Annotated in this window: 15 protein-coding genes; 6 read left to right on the forward strand and 9 right to left on the reverse strand. The window is 31.2% G+C overall.

Features of this window, described 5'->3' with window-relative positions:
• Window positions 1-108: 108 nt before the first annotated feature.
• From OQ292_RS29845 to OQ292_RS29855, 3 genes are all read right to left on the reverse strand, one after another.
• Window positions 109-954, reverse strand: coding sequence for an HAD-IIA family hydrolase (locus tag OQ292_RS29845; RefSeq protein ID WP_284687945.1), 846 nt, complete (start codon window positions 952-954; stop codon window positions 109-111).
• Window positions 955-1,094: 140 nt separating this feature from the next.
• On the reverse strand, window positions 1,095-2,138 hold the full coding sequence (locus tag OQ292_RS29850; RefSeq protein ID WP_284687946.1) for a hypothetical protein: 1,044 nt from the start codon (window positions 2,136-2,138) through the stop codon (window positions 1,095-1,097).
• A gap of 168 nt (window positions 2,139-2,306) precedes the next feature.
• A complete protein-coding gene (locus OQ292_RS29855) occupies window positions 2,307-3,968 on the reverse strand; it encodes a gamma-glutamyltransferase family protein (protein WP_284687947.1) in 1,662 nt (553 codons plus the stop codon).
• Between the two features lie 974 nt (window positions 3,969-4,942).
• Between OQ292_RS29855 and OQ292_RS29860 the strand changes: the two genes are divergently transcribed.
• On the forward strand, window positions 4,943-5,137 hold the full coding sequence (locus tag OQ292_RS29860) for a hypothetical protein (protein ID WP_284687948.1): 195 nt from the start codon (window positions 4,943-4,945) through the stop codon (window positions 5,135-5,137).
• Here OQ292_RS29860 and OQ292_RS41200 read toward each other — a convergent pair.
• The gene (locus OQ292_RS41200; RefSeq protein ID WP_431733794.1) at window positions 5,134-5,547 is read right to left on the reverse strand and encodes a response regulator; all 414 of its coding nucleotides are present in this window, start codon (window positions 5,545-5,547) and stop codon (window positions 5,134-5,136) included. The two genes, OQ292_RS29860 and OQ292_RS41200, sit on opposite strands and share 4 nt — an antisense overlap.
• 409 nt (window positions 5,548-5,956) lie before the next feature.
• Between OQ292_RS41200 and OQ292_RS29865 the strand changes: the two genes are divergently transcribed.
• Window positions 5,957-7,306 carry a Gfo/Idh/MocA family protein gene (locus tag OQ292_RS29865; protein WP_284687949.1) on the forward strand — a complete coding sequence of 450 codons (1,350 nt, stop codon included), beginning with the start codon at window positions 5,957-5,959 and terminating at the stop codon, window positions 7,304-7,306.
• 44 nt (window positions 7,307-7,350) lie between these two features.
• Here OQ292_RS29865 and OQ292_RS29870 read toward each other — a convergent pair whose 3' ends face one another.
• The 4 genes from OQ292_RS29870 to OQ292_RS29885 are packed head-to-tail and all read right to left on the reverse strand — an operon-like array spanning window position 7,351 to window position 11,264.
• Entirely contained in the window at window positions 7,351-7,851 is a 501-nt protein-coding gene (locus OQ292_RS29870; RefSeq protein WP_284687950.1) for a response regulator, read from the reverse strand.
• Window positions 7,848-8,294, reverse strand: coding sequence for a response regulator (locus OQ292_RS29875; protein WP_284687951.1), 447 nt, complete (start codon window positions 8,292-8,294; stop codon window positions 7,848-7,850). The genes OQ292_RS29870 and OQ292_RS29875 overlap by 4 nt, the downstream gene beginning before the upstream one ends.
• Window positions 8,295-8,310: 16 nt before the next feature.
• Complete coding sequence (locus OQ292_RS29880; RefSeq protein WP_284687952.1) at window positions 8,311-9,354, reverse strand: sensor histidine kinase; 1,044 nt, start codon at window positions 9,352-9,354, stop codon at window positions 8,311-8,313.
• A gap of 2 nt (window positions 9,355-9,356) precedes the next feature.
• Window positions 9,357-11,264, reverse strand: coding sequence for a PAS domain-containing protein (locus tag OQ292_RS29885; protein ID WP_489686932.1), 1,908 nt, complete (start codon window positions 11,262-11,264; stop codon window positions 9,357-9,359).
• 328 nt (window positions 11,265-11,592) lie between these two features.
• Here OQ292_RS29885 and OQ292_RS29890 point away from each other — a divergent pair, with 328 nt between their 5' ends.
• The 4 genes from OQ292_RS29890 (at window position 11,593) to OQ292_RS29905 (ending at window position 17,325) form a co-directional block, all read left to right on the forward strand.
• Complete coding sequence (locus tag OQ292_RS29890) at window positions 11,593-12,768, forward strand: PAS domain-containing sensor histidine kinase (RefSeq protein ID WP_284687954.1); 1,176 nt, start codon at window positions 11,593-11,595, stop codon at window positions 12,766-12,768.
• Window positions 12,755-15,994 (forward strand): CheR family methyltransferase, encoded by a 3,240-nt coding sequence (locus OQ292_RS29895; protein ID WP_284687955.1) that lies wholly within the window; start codon window positions 12,755-12,757, stop codon window positions 15,992-15,994. The genes OQ292_RS29890 and OQ292_RS29895 overlap by 14 nt, the downstream gene beginning before the upstream one ends.
• An 80-nt stretch (window positions 15,995-16,074) precedes the next feature.
• The gene (locus OQ292_RS29900) at window positions 16,075-16,500 is read left to right on the forward strand and encodes a response regulator (RefSeq protein ID WP_284687956.1); all 426 of its coding nucleotides are present in this window, start codon (window positions 16,075-16,077) and stop codon (window positions 16,498-16,500) included.
• Between the two features lie 333 nt (window positions 16,501-16,833).
• Window positions 16,834-17,325, forward strand: a complete 492-nt coding sequence (locus tag OQ292_RS29905; protein ID WP_284687957.1) for a YdeI/OmpD-associated family protein — start codon at window positions 16,834-16,836, stop codon at window positions 17,323-17,325.
• 1 nt (window position 17,326) lies between these two features.
• On the opposite strand, the gene OQ292_RS29910 is transcribed toward OQ292_RS29905, so the two are convergent.
• Entirely contained in the window at window positions 17,327-17,959 is a 633-nt protein-coding gene (locus tag OQ292_RS29910; RefSeq protein ID WP_284687958.1) for a macro domain-containing protein, read from the reverse strand.
• Window positions 17,960-18,048: the final 89 nt, after the last annotated feature.

An 18,048-nucleotide genomic window follows, 5' to 3' on the forward strand; every position in this document is an offset into this window, starting at 1 on the left:
ATTTTTTTTGATTTTAAAAATCAATGCAATTAAGCAAACACAAGTATCATAAAAAAAGAAATCCCGATTAAATTGAATTAACCGGGATTTTATATTAAATGATTAATTTCATACAGCAGCTGATGAACAAATGTAATCTGGAATAATACCTGTAGATTCAATGTTCATTTTTGCTTTTTCTGGCGGTGTATTTCCAGTTAAAACTAGTGTGGTATCTATACCAAATTTGTTTCCACCAATTATATCTGTTTCTAATGTATCACCCACCATTAAAATTTTGTTTTTGTCTACTAGTCTTGTATTGAGAACATACTCGTAAGCAAAGTTGAACATTTGGGTATCTGGTTTTCCAAATCGAATAAAATTCTTTTGAACAATTGTTTCGATCATATCTGCTAATGCTCCAACAGCCAAGGCTATTTTTCCTTTAGAAACCGGATAAGTTAAATCTGTATTGGCCACAATAACGGGCATATTTCGCATTCTTAGCAAGTTAATGGCTTTATTTACATCATCTTGCCAGTCGTAACCTTCATCGTCTAAAAGCACCATTGCATTTATATGGTCTATGTCTTTTAACGATAGATCTTGAATGCGTAAAGTTTTTAATCCAGCAGTTTCTATATAATGGGCAGATTTCTCTGTGCCTAGAAAAGTTACTGTACCATTTTTTACCTTATTTCGAAGGTAATTTCTAGCTAGCATACCAGAAGAGATAATTTTACTTCTAGTAATCTCTTCGAGACCCATATCTTGAAACTTGCTTGCTAATTCTTTTGGCCCTCTTGATGCATCATTTGTTAAAATGTAGAAGTCAATATTATTCTCTCTAAGAAATGCGAATGTTTTTTCTACACCTGGAATTATTCCATCATAATTTCTTAAAACTCCAAAGGAATCGAAAAAAACCACTTCGTACTGCTCTACTATTTCCCTAAAACTTCCTGAAATCATTTTTTTTCTTTGATATAGCTGTTAATATCAATACTTAGTATTGTGAAATCAGCAAAATCTCACAATACTTTTGATAATTTTTTGGTGTGTTTATTAGTGGTTAATTTTCAATATTAATAGAAAAGATCAACTTTACCGCATCAAAGATTGAGTTCTTTAATTAGTTTATTTTCATCGAAACCTGTTTCTATACTAGGAAAATAGTACTTAAATGCTTCGCTTTGTAGGCGGCTTGCATAAATTTCGTGAAAGAAGTATCTTCCATCTTTTATAACATAATTCAAGATAAAAAAGCGATAGGCTTCTTTTAACATCTTAATTTCGCATACTTTAAGTGGGAAAACTTTATGATAAGCTTTTAAGAAAAGTAAGAATCTTTCATGCTGCATTATTTCTATATTGTAAGTAAATATAGTTCTATCTCCAATTTCGGAAACAACTCGACTAAAGAAATAAAAATCCAATACCCTAAAGCTTATTCTAAACCAGTCGTAATCCCATCGGCTAAAAATTCTGCCTTCATCTGATAATGAAAAATTACCGATATTCCAGTCTACGAAAACCGGTATATCTACCATTGCATCTTGATTGAGCTTAGCTACATTCTCTTTAAAAATATAGCATTGGTTTTTAATAATTTCTATATGGCCACGATGTTCATATTTGCCGTAATCAGTTTCCAGAATTTCCAGCAGATGATCTATGTCTGACTGTAAAGTTTTGGATGAAAGTGGTAATTTGGGAGTTACCTCTAAACATGCTTTATGGAAATTGGCGACTTCGGTACCAAGATTAACAATTTGCTCACGGCTTAATCTTCTTGGTAATGACTGTTTAATTTTTACCGGTTTGTAAAACACTACCCATATATCTACATTTTCATTCTTATATCGATAAGTGAATAATTTGTTGTCTTTAGTAAGCGATCTTGCAAGTACTTTTTTATATGGAGGAGGTAAAATGCTACCTAGCTTATTTATGATTGTATGATCTTCTTTAAAATGCTCAAATTTACCGAAGTAGGATAGCTTTCCTATTACAAATTTTCTGGGTGAAAGATTGATTTTATATACATGATTAGTAGAAACCCTTGCACTAATATCAGTTATATCAGTCGTAGGAGTGTCAGGAGAATAGGCATTCCAGGCCTCTTCAATGATGGTTGAGAAATCAATAAAGTGCATATAATTTTTGTTTATTGGTTATATAGGAACATTGCTAATAAGTTAATAAAAAAAATGATATTCCTATTGCAACAAAATAGAGAATAAAAACAGCTATTTCAAAATCTCTTTTGTAACAAAAATTATATACACTTATTAGTTATAATTATTACAAGAAGTAAGATGAAATTATTTAGGTGAAGACTTAGGAGCACCAACAGCACCTTCCCAGTCTGGGTCTGCTGCACCTATTAATTCATTTGTTGCAGAATCATACATAATTGCATGTACTCTACCGAATCTTGCAACATCTTCAACTTCTTTTACTCCTAATCCATTTTCTTCCATTGCTTCTACTACTTCATCTCTCCATCCCCAACCTTCATGTGTTTCAACAAAAACACTGTCTTCGTCTGGGTGAACCCTTGGTGCAGCAAGTGCATCAGTAAGTGGCATTTTATGGTCAATTGTTCTGCTTGTTACAGAAGTAATTGCTGTTATAATTCTGCCACCACCAGCAGCACCTAATACCATAAATGGCTTGTTATCTTTTGTAATTATAAATGGAGAAATATGAGAAGATGCTCTCTCACCCGGTTTAAAATCACCTAGGTAACCACCCAGAGTAACTGCGTATAAGAAACCCAAATCTGGTGTTGCTACTTTAGAACCCATATTTGGGCCGAGTGATTGAGTAAGTGCTACCATCATTCCACTTTTATCTGCTGTAGATAGGTGTGTAGTATGTCCCATTTCTGCCAACCAACTTTCTGGTACATTATTCATCAGTTCTGCGGCATTTTTTACTGGTTGTTTCTCATCTTTAATTGATGCAGCAATACTTGCAGCATATTTTTTATCTAGCAATATCGATAATGAATCTGAATATTGATTCTTACGATCTCTATATGCCATTTCCATTGCCTTATAGATCACACTTGCCCAATCGGCACCTCTTAAGGTTTCTAATGGAAAGTTTTCAAGTATTTGTAAAATTTCAATTGTAATAGCACCGTAAGATGGAATACCTAGTCCATGCAGTTCGTAACCTCTGTAATCACCTGTTAAAAGTTTCGCATCTAAAGCTTCATAGTTTTCAAGGTCTTCTAATTTTAAAACTCCACCATTTGCCTGATTATCAGCAATAATTTTTTTAGCAATCTCACCTTTGTAAAAAGCATCTTTACCACCAGTAGATATTGCTTTTAATGTATTTGCTAAGTCTTTTTGCACAAATAATTCGCCTTCATTATAAGTGGTGCTGTCCGCTTTTAAAAAATATTTACTGCTCCCTTTAAATTCGGTTAGCTCTTTTTGCGCATATTTATGTCTTGCTGCTTCTCCTGGCAAAATATTAAAACCATTAATAGCATAATTAATGGCAGGTTGCATTACGGTAGCAAGGGGTAAAGTACCATGTTTTTCTAGTAATTTACAAAGACCTGCAACTACACCGGGTATTCCGATTGAAGGATAACCATATCTACCTTCTGGAGCTGTTTTGGCATCATAAGATATGGGGGCTTGGGTTGTAGCATCAACACCATAAAATTCACCATTGGGCAACCTTATTATTGCCTGTAGTCTTCCTCCTAAGCCACTCATACTAGGTTCTACAACTGCTAAAGCAAAAGCTGTTGCAACTGCTGCATCTACTGCATTTCCTCCCTTTTCCATCATTTCTACACCAGCTTTCACTGCTAATGGGTGAGCTGCGCTTACTAATCCTTCTGCACTTTGAGCAGACTGTGTAAGTACCTTTTCTTCTTTTACTTCACTTGTGTTAGTTTTTTCATTTTGGCATTGAAGTAAAAATGCCAAGATTAATAGGGGTAATAATACTCTTTTCATGAATCAGTATTTTTTGTTATAGTTTTAATTACAGATAATTATTCTGCTTCTTAAAAATAAGAAAGAAGTTGCAATATAAGCCCAACTGAATTAAACAATTCTAAGACGCAATATTTGCAATGACTTAAGAATGAAAGTTTTAAAAGTTATTGACTGTGTATGAGTAGTTTTGAGTAGATGTACTTGTCTAATTAGAATTGATGAGAAAAAATAATATATTTACTACTAAATTGATGCTTTATAGAGCCAGTTCTTTGTTTGATGTATAAATTACAATAAGCTAAATACTTTTTTAGCTATAATCATTTCAAATAATTATTTATATTATTAGTAGTTTTGTAAAATGTTACATATTAAATAGTATCATATGCAACAAAATTTATATAAATTCTTTCCTATTTTCTAGACTTATATAATTGTAGATTACAACTTATTATTAAGTTTATATCCAAATTGAGCTAAAAGCGCAACTGGAAAATAAAATTTTAAATAGGAGAATTATTATATAATTTTGTGTTTTTAAGTACTTATTTAAATTACACTTTATTACTCAGACTATAATAATCTAATACCTTCTTACGTGAAGGTACTTATATAATGTACTATTAATTTTTTTCAACCGGCTGATAAGATAAAGTAACTAGTCTCACTTTAAGTACAATATAAATTATATTCTATAAGTTACTAAATTTATTAATTGTAAGCTGATGGGGTTAAGATATTCTTAAAGCTAAAGGATAATAAAAGTAAAGGGAAAAGGTAAAGTTGATTTTTTAATTTTGGAGCCTAAGCTAAATTTTATTTTAAAAATCTGTGTTTTATTGCTTAAAAGTTTTGTGTGATCAACTGTTTTAATTTTTGAATTTCTTATTTTAAAGCTTAAAGTTTCAAAATTAGATATATACTTCCTATACTTGTTATGGAATTAATTTTAAAGACTAGAAATTTTATTTTTTTTAACTTCTTTTAAAATTATGTCAAGAGCAAAGGCAATAGCTAAAAAATATACGAATATTAAGATGGATCAGCAAAACGTCATTGCTTTAGAAAAAGACATTAGTAATATCATTAGCGAGATAAAATCAGAAATAATGAAGCAAGTGATATTCAGTGGTGATGATGCGAGCAAGAAGGATATCTGTGAGGAAATAAATAAATTGAAGTTTTAAATATGGATACATAAAAAATCCTTAATACTAAATGGCTTAACCATATACGTTTTCACACATTTATAGTTAAGCGCTTTTCTTTTATCCAATTCATGAATCGAGCTTGTCAATACGATTATATTTGAAAAGTTATTTTTAAAAAAGTCTCGTTCATAGATCTCCAAAAAATCAAACCCATTCATTAAAGGCATTACTAAATCCAAAATAATAAATGCCGGTAGGTTTATGCCTCTATTAATTCTGTCTTTTAGCAACTTTATACCCTGCATGCCATTGCTTGTAATAATAGGTTTTAATGAAGGATAATAGCTCCTGATAAGCCTGTCAACTACAATAACATCTATCTCACTATCTTCAATGATTAGATATTCTTCTGAGTTTTGTAACGGATTGAGTAGAGTTTGAATAATTGTATAATTTAAAAATTGATTGACAGTCTTCTAATTAAATAGATTTTTTGGTCAAAGTCAACCTAAAAATGAGTATATGCATATATATAGGTGCAAAATTTAAATTTTGTCCTATTTAAAATGAGATTAATATAATTTTATAAATAGTGGTACTAGAATTATATTTTTATTCAATTTTATATTAATACTAAAAATTAAGTATTAAAGTGATGTATTTGAGGATATGTTACTCTTCTTTCCTGCCAGATGTTCAATTCCTAAAAATAGATTTTTAAGTAAATGCTTCATATTGCCGAATTCCTGTATTAACTCTTTCAGCTAACTACTTAGTAAAGTAAGATACAAGATTTAATTATTAGAAATGTATATTTAGTAAATTAATGAATATTTACTTTAACTAAAATATAAAATGAAAAAAAGCACGTCACAATCACGACGCAAGTTTCTACAGAAGACAACTTTAGCTGCATCAGCGATTAGCATGGGAATTCCAGCATTATCTGCAAAAAGTTATAACCGAATATTAGGGGCAAACGATAGAGTAACAATTGCACAAATCGGTTGTAAAAGAAGAGCAAATGCCATGAAGGGTTCTTACAAAAAACTAACTGACAATATAAACTTCAAATATGTCTGTGATATTTATGTACCACAGATGGATTCATTTGGAGAGGAAGTAAAAAATATTACTGGTACTGCGCCTAAAAAGGAGGGAGATGTTAGAAAAGTATTGGAAGATACTGAAATTGATGCCATAATCAATACAACTCCGGATCACTGGCATACTCCATTAACTTGTATGGCACTTGAAGCGGGTAAGCATGTTTATGTAGAGAAACCTTGTAGTCATAATCCATGGGAGGGTGAGCAAATTGTTGCTTTCCAACAAAAGTATGGTAAGGTAGTACAAATGGGTAACCAACAAAGATCTGCACTTGAGTCTCAGGAAATTATAAAAGAAATACATAATGGTATAATTGGAGATGTGTATTTAGCGAAAGCATTTTATACAAATACCAGAACAAGTATTGGAAAAGCAAAAGTTACAGATGTACCAGAAGGATTTAACTGGGATTTGTTTCAAGGACCTGCTCCAAGACAATCTTATAAAGACATTTTCTTTGATTACAATTGGCACTGGTTCTGGGAGTTTGGTACTGCAGAAACGGGTAACAATGCAATCCATGAAATTGATGTAGCTCGTTGGGCATTAGGAGTTAGCTTTCCAGAAGAAGTATCTGTGGTAGCTGGAAAATATCACTTTAAAGACGATGACTGGACAATGTATGATACCATGCTAGCAACTTATAAGTTTGGCGACAAAAAAACTATAGTGTGGGATGGTAAGAGTAGAAATGGAATGGATACTTATGGTTCAGATAGGGGTACGGTTATTTATGGTTCCGAAGGTTCTGTATATGTAGATAGAAATGGTTATAGACTATACGACCGTGATGGTAAAATGTCGAAAGAAGCTTTAGCTAGTGCTAGAAGTTCAACCACAGCACTTGGTGGAGGTGGTAATGCTACTGATTTACATATGAAAAATTTCTTCGACACTGTAGTTGGGAAATCTAAAAGTAATTCTCCAATTAATGAGGGTGCTGTGAGTACTTTATTAGCACATCTGGCTAATATTTCGTCTCGTGCGAATCAGACTTTAAAGTGTAATCCAGAAAATGGGAATCTACTGGATAAAAAGTTGATGAAACAGTATTGGAAGAGAACATACGAACCTGGCTGGGAGCCAACAGTTTAAGCTCGATGATATATTAAATAAGCCTGAATTTAACTCAGGCTTTTTTATTTAGGCCTAAATTTGCTCATGTTAGGTTTCTTTTTGTTAACCTTTTCTTTAGAACTTTTAATAAGTGCATGGGCATCACTCATCATAGCTTTTAAACTCTTATTTTTAATTAATAACTTTTGATTGTCTATTAATACTTCGATAATTTGAGGAAGTCTTTCGAGGTGATCTTTTAAAAGATAAGCTTCAGTACTACTTATAATGGTTTCTTCAGCTAACTCTTCAGACACTTTACCAGTTACAAATATGAATGGCGTATCCGGAGCAAGTTTTTTTGCTTGCTGTAAGGCATCTGCTCCATCAAATCCAGGTATATAATAGTCAGAAATTATAATATCAGGCTCCCACGATTTTAATAATGCATTGTATTGTTTTTCGTCTGAAATGATTCTTGCATTAATTTTATAAATAGTTTTTTTTACCTGATATAAAATTAATGTTGCGTCGTCTGGTTCATCTTCAAGAATAAGAACTCTAAGTAAGTTGTCAGTATTCATTTTTTTACCTCGTTTAGTATCAACCAATAAATGCCTATTTCCTTAACAGCTTCGGCGAATTGCTGAAAATCTACAGGTTTAACTACATAACTGTTTGCACCTAATGCATAAGCTTTTTCTATATCTTCATTTTCTTTTGAAGATGTCATTACAATTATTGGAATATGCTTGAGTGTGCTATCTTTCTTTATTGCTTCAAGTACGTCAAGTCCGTGAACTTTTGGAAGTTTTAAATCTAGTAAAATAATAGTTGGCGTATTTTCCTTATGTCTATTTTCATACTTTCCTTTAGCAAAGAGGAAATCAATGGCTTCTTCACCATCTTCAACCCATTTAATCTCATTGGCGAGATTATATTTTTTTAGAGCTCTGATAGTTAAAATAGCATCTTCTTCAAAGTCTTCAACTAATAGTAATTCAGGTGCTTTATCTCTGACCTCCATTATTTTAAGTTAAAATTTATTGATCAAAAAAATTAAATGAAAATGTACAACCCTGTTCTTCGTTGCAAGATGCATCAATCTTCCCATTGTGTTTTTCAACAATTACTTCTGTAATAGTTAAACCTACTCCAAGACCTTCAAAATCTTTAACCGAATGCGCTTTATTGAACATAACAAATATGTTTTTTAAGTTCTTTTCAGAAACACCAACCCCATTATCGGTTACTTTATAAATATAATAATTATTATTTTCCTTAAAAAATATATTGATTTTTGGATTACTCACTGGCTCAGTAAATTTGAGAGCATTACTAATTAACTCATCTGTTAAGATTGATAAAAGAACTAAATCTCCTTTTACTTTCGGTAAATCGGTAATGCTAAATATTACTTTTTCACCATGAGAAAAACCAGATTTTTGATTTTGAAAGCTTTTAATAAATAATGCTTTTAGGTCAACGTCTTCTATCAATAAAGCTCTTCTCTGTATGCGTGAGTAGTGATGTATGGCATTAAGCCTATTTTTTAATCTACCTGTATTTCTTATAATTGTTTCGAGGTTTGTTTTCAGCTCTGGTGATACTTCATCAACAAAATCATCTAAAATAATGCTGCTAAAACCCTCAATCGCTCTCAAAGGAGCTTTTAAATCATGAGAAATACTACTATTAAATTTCCTGAATTTTCTCTCTAGATCTATATATGCTAGCTTTAATTTAGCCTCATTAGATCCTGTTATATTATTTATACTTTCAACAGTGATAAGAAAAGTTTCGTTGTCTAATTTTTTTAAGGTAAACTTTATTATATCATACTGTTCTTTAAATTCGGCATAAGCTATTTGTGTTTTGGTGTCTTTTTTTACTTCCTCAATCCATTGAATAAATTTATATCTAATATTAAGTTGATGTAAAAGTATAGCATGCTTTTCAATCCCGGTTATATGATAAAACTTCTCTGTAACTTTTAATACTTTGTGATCTTCATTTTCGTGAGATACAGAGATTAAAAGCATAGCAAAGGGTAAATTTTCTAGTGCTACCTCATAAAGATTTTGCATATTTAATTTACTTCAGGTTTAATATTAGGGTCAAGCGTAAAGTAAAAAGTAGAACCAATATTTAACTCACTTTTTGCCCAAATTTTTCCTCCATGAACTTCTACTACTTTTTTTGCTATAGCTAAACCTACACCTGTACCTTGAAATTCACTTTCTTTATGGAGTCGCTCAAAAACTCCAAATATTTTATGAACATATTTTGGATCGAATCCAACACCATTATCTTTAATTATATAAATATAGCCGTCATTAGTTATTTCTCCGTCAACCTCTATATTTATAGGTACCTCTTTTTTTGCATATTTTATAGTATTAGAAACCAAGTTATTTAGCAAATGCTCTATCATCAATTTATCTCCTACTGCCTTTTTAAGTGGTTGCACTATAAATTTATAATTGGTTTCTGGTAATTTTTTTGTGTAATTCCTAATAGATGCCTCAAACATATATTTCATATCCAACTTATATAGCTTTAGGTCTTTTCGACTTATCATAGAATAGGTGAGTATGTCATTAATAAGAGTACCCATTTTATTACTGTTTTTAATCACAGTATTTAAAATTCGTTTACCCTCTTCGTTTAAGTCTTTTGCATGATCTTCTAATAAGATTCCACAGAAACCAGAAATTGCCCTTAATGGTGTTTTTAAATCGTGAGAAATTGAATAACTAAAAGAGGCCAGATTTTTATTTGAAATTTCTAACTCTTTATTTTTTTTAATTAAATTTTCTTCTGCTGCTTTCATTGGGGTAATATCTATTATAGACCCCGCCATTTTTACCGGAGTTCCATTTACATCAAATTCAGCCTGTCCACTACCTTGAAACCATTTATATTTTCCAGATTTAGTTCTAAGCCGGTACTCAATTATAAATGGAGCCTCATTTCTAAAATGTTTATCAAGTAATATTTCGGTAGTCTTTCTATCATCTGGGTGAAGTATGTTAAAGAAATTTTCTAGGCTTGCCGGAATTTCATTATTAGTGTAACCTAAAAGGTTATAGAATTTTGGAGACCACCATTCACTTTTGCTGTTTATATCTGGCCATTCCCAAATACCAGCTTGTGCACCTAATATAACTAGCTCAAATCGCTCTTTACTTACTTTTAATTCTTTTTCTGTTTGGATTTTTTTAGTAATATTTTGAATTTCTACTACCATAAATGCCGGACTACCTTCTTCATCACGAATCAGTACTACATTTAAAAATAACCATATTACTTCTCCATTTTTATGCATATATCTTTTCTGGAAACTGGTAAAGTTAAGCTTCCCTTCTTGTAGTTGATTTAGAGAGTTCTTATGCTCGTCATAATCGTCTATGTGCGTAATATCTTTAAAATCTATTTTGAGTAAATCTTCTTTTTTGTACCCCAAGATATCACAAAAAGCTTTATTCATTCTAATAAAATTGCCATAGAGGTCAACATATGCTTTCCCAATTTCAGCAAATTCAAAATCCATAAAGAGCTGCTTATCGCTTAACTCTTTGGCCTCATTAGCAAATTTTAAGTTAGCATTCAATTTAGCGAACTCGGTAGAATCTTTAATCTTTAATGCTTCAGGAAATATTCTTATAGATAGGTAAATAGTATATAGCCCAAATAATGCAGTTAAAAATGTGATGAAATTTGTTAGTTGTGTGGGTAGATTAAAATCAGATGTATTAAAAAAATGCAAAATGCCACACAGTGTGATAAAAATAAAACTGTAAATAAATAAATTTTTAAAAGGGATATTTTTCTTTTTTGAAGCATAGGATACCATAAGTAATGAAATTGTAAAAAAGATCACTACAATCAGGTAATTTGATGATTTGTGTAACAAAGTATGCAACAACTCAAGTGTAAATTGAGTATCTAAAAAAAAAAAATTAAAAACCTGAGAAAAATCATTAATTGTTAGCATTTTATCGAAAAGTACTTAGAAATTCCAATTTCATAAAACAACCAATATATAAGTATTGAATAATGACGTATTTTTATTCAAATTTTATTACTTTGTGTGCAAGTTATATGTAATATAACAAAGAATAATGTAATTTTTTAATTAAAATAACTTATTTTTATAACAGTTATTTATGGTTTTATACAAATTTAATAGATTGTGTTGGTAAAAAATATACTTTGTAAAATATGTAAGTTTTAGGATATATATCGTTACGTATGTATCGTTATTTTTTTTACATTTAGAATGTTATTGAATACCGACTATTTTTTAATCTACATATGAAATTATGTCTCAAAGCCTTGTTTTTTTTGACTATGTATTTAATAAAAGTCCTTTAATACAGTGCATTGTGAATAATGAGGGGAAAATACTAGAGGTGAACGATTCATTTTGTGATTTTTTTGAATTTTCACAAGATAAAATTGCACAATATTTAAATGATGTCTTATATGATGAGTCGCTCCAAGCACTTGTTGCTTCCCCATATTTATATGGTGAATCTCAAAATATTTATATTACATACCCAAGAGAGAAGTATAAAACATTTGAGATTAAAAAAACTTGGCTTAATAGAAATACAGCACTATTTGTATTTATAGAAAGAGAAATTGCCGAATCTGTATTTAATGATATAAAAAGAAACTATGAGGATTTAGCCATGAAAGAAGAAGAGTTACAACATATGGTTGAAACACTTACAATTCGCAATCATGAACTTGATAAGATAAGTAATGAGCTTAAAACTAGAAATTTTGAACTAGATAACTTTGTTTACAAAGCCTCACATGATATGCGCTCTCCTCTTATGACTACCTTAGGTTTAATACAGTTGGCAGACATGAGCAAAGATGAATCTCTTGCAAGAAGCTATCTGCCATTAATTAAAGAGAGGATACAGTCTTTAGATAAATTGGTAAATACAATTCTAGATTTAGCTAATAATCAAAGAAAGGCATTACAAATCCAAGCTATATCATTAGATAATATAATTAACTATTGTATCCAGAATCAAAGCCATGCCATTTATTTTAAAGACATAGTTTTTGATGTTCAAATAGAACCTTGTCTCGATTTAAATTCTGATGAGGAAAAACTTAAAATCATATTAAATAATCTAATTGGGAATGCAATAAAATACCAGCGAAAAGCAGTAAACAAAAAAATGGTAACAATAACTGCCAGTAAAGCCGGAAGCAACAAAATCTTTATTAGTATTGAAGATAATGGAATAGGAGTAATACACACTGATCTTGAGAAAGTTTTTGATATGTTTTATCGCGGAAATGATATATGCAAAGGTTCAGGCTTAGGCTTGTATATTGTAAAGCAGGCCGTAGAGAAAATTAATGGAGAAATTCAATTGGAAAGTGTGTATGGCGAAGGCACAAAGGTGACAGTTATTTTACCTGACATCGCAGTGAGAAAAAAAGTTTTAACGCAACAAATAGATGAAAGAAAATAAGGCAGCAAAAGAAACAAACTTAAAAGACAATAAAGATAATTTTCCGATAGTAGGTATTGGTGCATCTGCAGGTGGTTTAGAAGCTCTTAAAGAGTTCTTTGCAAATATGCCTGAAAGCAGCGGAATAGCTTTTGTAATTATTCAGCACCTATCTCCTGATTTTAAAAGCATGATGCCTGAGTTGCTGGGTAAACACACAAACATGAAAATTACAACGGCACAGAATGGTCAGGTAATTCAACCCAATAAAATCTATTTGATACCAGTAAAGAAAAATATTATTATAAAAGATAGGAAGCTGTTTCTAATGGAGAAAGAAAACTCTGTTGGTCCAAATCTTCCTATTGATCTGTTTTTTAATTCATTAGGTAATGTGCTGGAAGAAAAATCTGTAGGAATTATTCTATCTGGTACGGGCACAGATGGCTCAAGGGGTATTAAGATGATTAAGGAAGCAGGAGGGATGATTATGGTGCAAGATCCAGATACATCTAAGTTTGATGGCATGCCAAATGCGGCAATCTCAACCGGAATGGTAGATTTAATTTTACCACCAAGAGATATGGGCGAAAAATTGGTTGCCTATTTTTCTGGTAAAACAGATGTACTTAAAGAGTTTGAAAACTTACAGCCTTCTAAAGGCTCAAACAGTTATCTAGACTTAATTCTTTTTAAAGTAAAAAAAGTATCGGGAATAGATTTTTCGGCATATAAGAAGCCAACAATTCTTAGAAGGATTGAGAAGAATATGAAAATTCTTCATTTTTCTTCCTTAATAGAACTCGATCATTATCTTATTGAAAATCCTGACGAGGTAAAAAAACTATATAAGGAGTTCTTAATAGGTGTAACTTCATTTTTTAGAGACCCAGAGGCTTTTGAGTCATTAAAGAGTAAAGTATTTCCGGAGATTGTAAAGAATAAAACCACTAACGAGCCAATTCGGATTTGGTCTGCGGGTTGTTCTACAGGTGAAGAAACTTATTCACTGGCATTTATAATGCTCGATTTCTTTGAAACACATGCTTTATATGGCAATATAAGGTTTAAAATATTTGCTTCAGATATAGATCGCGATGCATTAGAAAGAGCAAGTACAGGTATTTATAATAGCCATCAGTTAGCTAATTTGCCAACAAGGTATATTTCTAAGTATTTTAATAAGCTCGGAGAGAATCAATTTCAAGTAAAAGATTTTGTGCGAAAAAACATTGTTTTTGCCAAGCATAATATCATAAAAGATCCTCCATTTATTCGCTTAGATTTAGTGGTTTGTCGTAACCTACTAATTTACATAGAGCCACACATCCAGAAGAAAACACTTTTAAACTTTCAGTTTGCATTAAATCCAGGAGGTTATTTGTTTCTTGGATCAAGTGAAAGCACTAGTGATGTAAGCCAAGAGTTTGAAGTTGTAGACAAAAAATGGAAGATTTATACTTCCAGGTCAAATCGCAAGCCATTAGAAAGATACAATCAGGTTTACGATGAAATCTCTTCGCGTATACAAGCGGTAGATAATTCGGTAACTAATCCTGGTGTATATCAAAAAGGGTTTAAAAAGAATATTTTTGAAGAAATACTGGTACAGCAATTTAGTCCTAATTGTGTATTTGTAGACAAGGATTATAACATCCAGTACATTCACGGTAAATTGAATACGTATTTGAGTGTTCCTCAAAAAGAACCGATTTACAATATTCTTAAAATGACTTCAGAAGAAGTATCTCTAACCATCAGAAATGGTATTAGACGAGCTTTAAATGAAGACAAAAGAATATCTTACAAAAAAATACCATTCAATTTTGATGATAAAGACATTACACTTCAGCTGCATTTTCAGGCATATGATGTAGGCAAGCACGAAAAGTACATTCTTATAGTGTTTGAAGAAGGAGTAATAGGTAATGTAAAAGGCCTCGAGCTAGAATATACTAATGATATTGAAGACAAGCGCGTTCAGGATCTAGAAAATGAACTGGATACAACTCGTCAAGAATTACAATCTGCACTAGAAGAGTTAGAAACTAGTAATGAAGAGTTGCAAGCTGCAAACGAAGAATTACTCGCATCTAACGAAGAGTTGCAAAGTACCAATGAGGAGTTACAGTCTGTAAACGAAGAGTTAATTACAGTAAACTCAGAATTACAATACAAAATTAAAGCAGTAGAAGAAGCCAATAATGATGTAAACAACTTGTTATCAAGTACAGAAATAGGTACAATTCTTCTTGATAAAGATGCATGTTTACGCAAGTTTAATATGGCTGCTTCACATCATTTCAATTTGGTTGAATCTGATACCGGTAGACCTATATACCATTTCCATAGAAATTTCAGATTCGATGATTTCCAAACTGCAGTAAATGATGTAATTGATGGAGGTAAGAAAGTTGAAAAAGAAATCTTTAATAATGGCGAATATTATCTTTTGAGAATTTTGCCTTACAAAATAAGTGATAATGAGATTGATGGTGTAGTGCTTACATTTATCGAGATTACAGAGCTAAAAGCAGCTCAAAAATTACTCGAAAATAGCAATGCACAATTAATAAGAAGTAATGAGTATCTGGATAGCTTTGTTTATACAGCAGCACACGACCTTAGAGCACCATTGGTAAATGCCAAAAACTTATTGAATTTATTCAATATGGTAAATGGTGAAAAACAGAAAGAAGTACAGCAAAATCTCATCGATTCAGTAAATACACTAGAAAATACATTGAACGGACTTATTGAGATTATTGATACTCAGAAAAACGACGATATAAAAGCAGATACGGTTAAGTTCGAAGACATTTACAAAGAGGTAGAAATCAAACTAAAGAGCCAAATTACTGAAAGTAATGCAGATATAAACATCAGTTTTAATAAAGCAAAAGAGATAGTTTATAACAGGCCTTATTTGATGAGCATTATGCAAAACCTAATTAGTAATGCGATTAAATATCGTTCTTACGACCGCAAAACGGTTGTTCATATCTCAACAAAAAAAGATGGCGATTATATATGTCTGGTAGTAAAAGACAATGGAATCGGAATGGATATGAAAGTAGTTGGAGACAAATTGTTTAAACCATTTAAACGATTTCATGAAGAGAGAGAAGGTAAAGGAATAGGTCTAAATATCATTAAAAATATGATCGAAAAGAATAGTGGTAAAATTAAAGTTGAGAGTTATCCCGGACTGGGAACAGAGTTTTTTGTATATCTCAAACCATACTAAATGTATTAACTATCAAATGATTAACAATAAATAAGCTTCGTTTTTTTAATTTTTTTAACTTTTAAATTAATTATTTTTCTATGGAAAAGATAATGGAAGCTAAAAAGCTTAAAAACATTCTACTTGTTGACGACGATGAGATTTACAACCACATCTTTACGCTTTCAGTAGATGCGATTGACCCTGATATCAGGTTGCATATCGAAAAAGGTACAGACAAGGCAATTAATTACCTTGCGAGTTTAAAGTCACATGATCAGGGTTTTCCAGATCTAATTCTTGTAGACATTAATATGCCTTTAAAAGATGGCTATGAGTTCATGAAATTATTTGAACAACATTTTTCATCTTTGTATCAAGACACATTAATCTACATGATGACCTCTTCCATAATTATGGATGATAAACTGAAAGCGACTCAGTTTACTTCTATAAATGGATTTAAAGTTAAAGGAGATGTTGTAGCAACATTAAAGGAAATTATCGAAGAAGGATTTAATGTCTAACTATTACTATCTTCTTATTTCAGGCTGTTTTTAAAAAAGAAGATTTAATCAACATCAATTACAATCAATTCTAACTTGAAACTATAGTATAATGAGATTGAATATGCTCATTATTAATTTTATATTTTAGTGCTTATCGCAAAACTTTACACAAACCACTTAAAAGTTGTAAACTTTTAATTTTTAAGTGGTAAAATGCTATCAACTCATTTATAGAAACTATTGAAATTTAACCTGTAGAATGATTAAACTTCTACAGGTTGTTTTTGATTTTTTTTAAATAAATCGGAAATTAAGGGTGATTTTAAAATTGCATCACTTGGATGTATAATAATGGATCAGTTAATTACCGATAATGATTACGTTTTGCAAAAATTTCCAGGCAAAGGTGGCTGGACTTATGCTGCTATTCCGGAAATTAAGCAAGATAAAAAAGCTCCATTTGGTTGGGTAAAAGTAAAAGGTTTTGTAGATGGTTTCGAATTAAAAAACTACAAACTCATGCCTATGGGTAATAGCTCACTTTTTTTACCTGTAAAAGCAGAAATAAGAAAGAAGATAAAAAAAGAAGCAGGTGATACTGTAAGAGTTAGACTATTTCTAGATAATACTCAAGTGAAAATACCAGAAGAGATTTTAATTTGTCTCGAAAATGAGTCTTATAAGGTTAGAGACAGTTTTTTAAAATTAAAGGAGAGTGAGCAAAAACTATGGATATATTGGATTTATGAAGCTAAAAAAGATGAAACGAAGGTTTCCAGAATAGTTTGCCTTTTAAAAACTATAGCTGAAAATCAATCTTTCTTTAATAAAATTATTACTTAGCTTATTGAGCTTTTAATGCATATGGAGCCATAGCTGGGTGAGCAACATCTAACCAACCACCAAACATTATGTTTTTGAAGACAGTAAACATTTGATTTGCAGATTCTTGATAAGGCATTCTACCAACGCCTGTACACAAACTTGGAATTACAATTGACTCAATTTTACCAGCTTGCTTTTTATTTATCCGTATTAACTCAACCATAATTGCGCGCATTGCCAGATAAGCATTGAGTGAGTTTGTCACCTTTTCCGGAATCCTCATGGTAGGAGCCACCATTAAATTTGGAAACTGTAAGCTTTGCATTTCTAAAGTAATTGTCATGCCAACTGGTAGTTCTCCCAAATACTCTTCCCTTATTTTATTTTGAACTTTCGATTGGGCTTTCATTCCATAAAAATCATCAATGGCTTTATCTAATCCACCACTCATATCACCAAAACTATTGGCTGGGCTCACCACAGCATCTGCCCATAAATGAAAAATGTTTCCATGAATTACTTCAACTCCATCTATATTAATAAATGTATTTGCCAGTATATTAGCGATCTCAAGGTTGTTTTCGCATAGGGTAATTTTAAAGTCTTTGCTTTGTAATCTTTTGCCAAACGATTTTAATGTTTTAGTTCTCATTTTACTTATTGAACCTACCAGTTTAGAAATCATAAAAAAGTCTAATTATCTTTTGGCTAATGATAAAAAAAATCCCGACTAAGTTGAAA

Source organism: Chondrinema litorale, from assembly GCF_026250525.1.
In the GTDB taxonomy this organism is placed as follows: domain Bacteria; phylum Bacteroidota; class Bacteroidia; order Cytophagales; family Flammeovirgaceae; genus Chondrinema; species Chondrinema litorale.

Bases quoted from the DNA above. Each gene is read 5' to 3' on its own strand.
- OQ292_RS29845 (WP_284687945.1), bottom strand. From the start codon at position 954: ATGATTTCAGGAAGTTTTAGGGAAATAGTAGAGCAGTACGAAGTGGTT.
- OQ292_RS29850 (WP_284687946.1), bottom strand. From the start codon at position 2,138: ATGCACTTTATTGATTTCTCAACCATCATTGAAGAGGCCTGGAATGCC.
- OQ292_RS29855 (WP_284687947.1), bottom strand. From the start codon at position 3,968: ATGAAAAGAGTATTATTACCCCTATTAATCTTGGCATTTTTACTTCAA.
- OQ292_RS29860 (WP_284687948.1), top strand. From the start codon at position 4,943: ATGTCAAGAGCAAAGGCAATAGCTAAAAAATATACGAATATTAAGATG.
- OQ292_RS29865 (WP_284687949.1), top strand. From the start codon at position 5,957: ATGAAAAAAAGCACGTCACAATCACGACGCAAGTTTCTACAGAAGACA.
- OQ292_RS29870 (WP_284687950.1), bottom strand. From the start codon at position 7,851: ATGAATACTGACAACTTACTTAGAGTTCTTATTCTTGAAGATGAACCA.
- OQ292_RS29875 (WP_284687951.1), bottom strand. From the start codon at position 8,294: ATGGAGGTCAGAGATAAAGCACCTGAATTACTATTAGTTGAAGACTTT.
- OQ292_RS29880 (WP_284687952.1), bottom strand. From the start codon at position 9,354: ATGCAAAATCTTTATGAGGTAGCACTAGAAAATTTACCCTTTGCTATG.
- OQ292_RS29885 (WP_489686932.1), bottom strand. From the start codon at position 11,264: ATGCTAACAATTAATGATTTTTCTCAGGTTTTTAATTTTTTTTTTTTA.
- OQ292_RS29890 (WP_284687954.1), top strand. From the start codon at position 11,593: ATGTCTCAAAGCCTTGTTTTTTTTGACTATGTATTTAATAAAAGTCCT.
- OQ292_RS29895 (WP_284687955.1), top strand. From the start codon at position 12,755: ATGAAAGAAAATAAGGCAGCAAAAGAAACAAACTTAAAAGACAATAAA.
- OQ292_RS29900 (WP_284687956.1), top strand. From the start codon at position 16,075: ATGGAAAAGATAATGGAAGCTAAAAAGCTTAAAAACATTCTACTTGTT.
- OQ292_RS29905 (WP_284687957.1), top strand. From the start codon at position 16,834: ATGGATCAGTTAATTACCGATAATGATTACGTTTTGCAAAAATTTCCA.
- OQ292_RS29910 (WP_284687958.1), bottom strand. From the start codon at position 17,959: ATGAGAACTAAAACATTAAAATCGTTTGGCAAAAGATTACAAAGCAAA.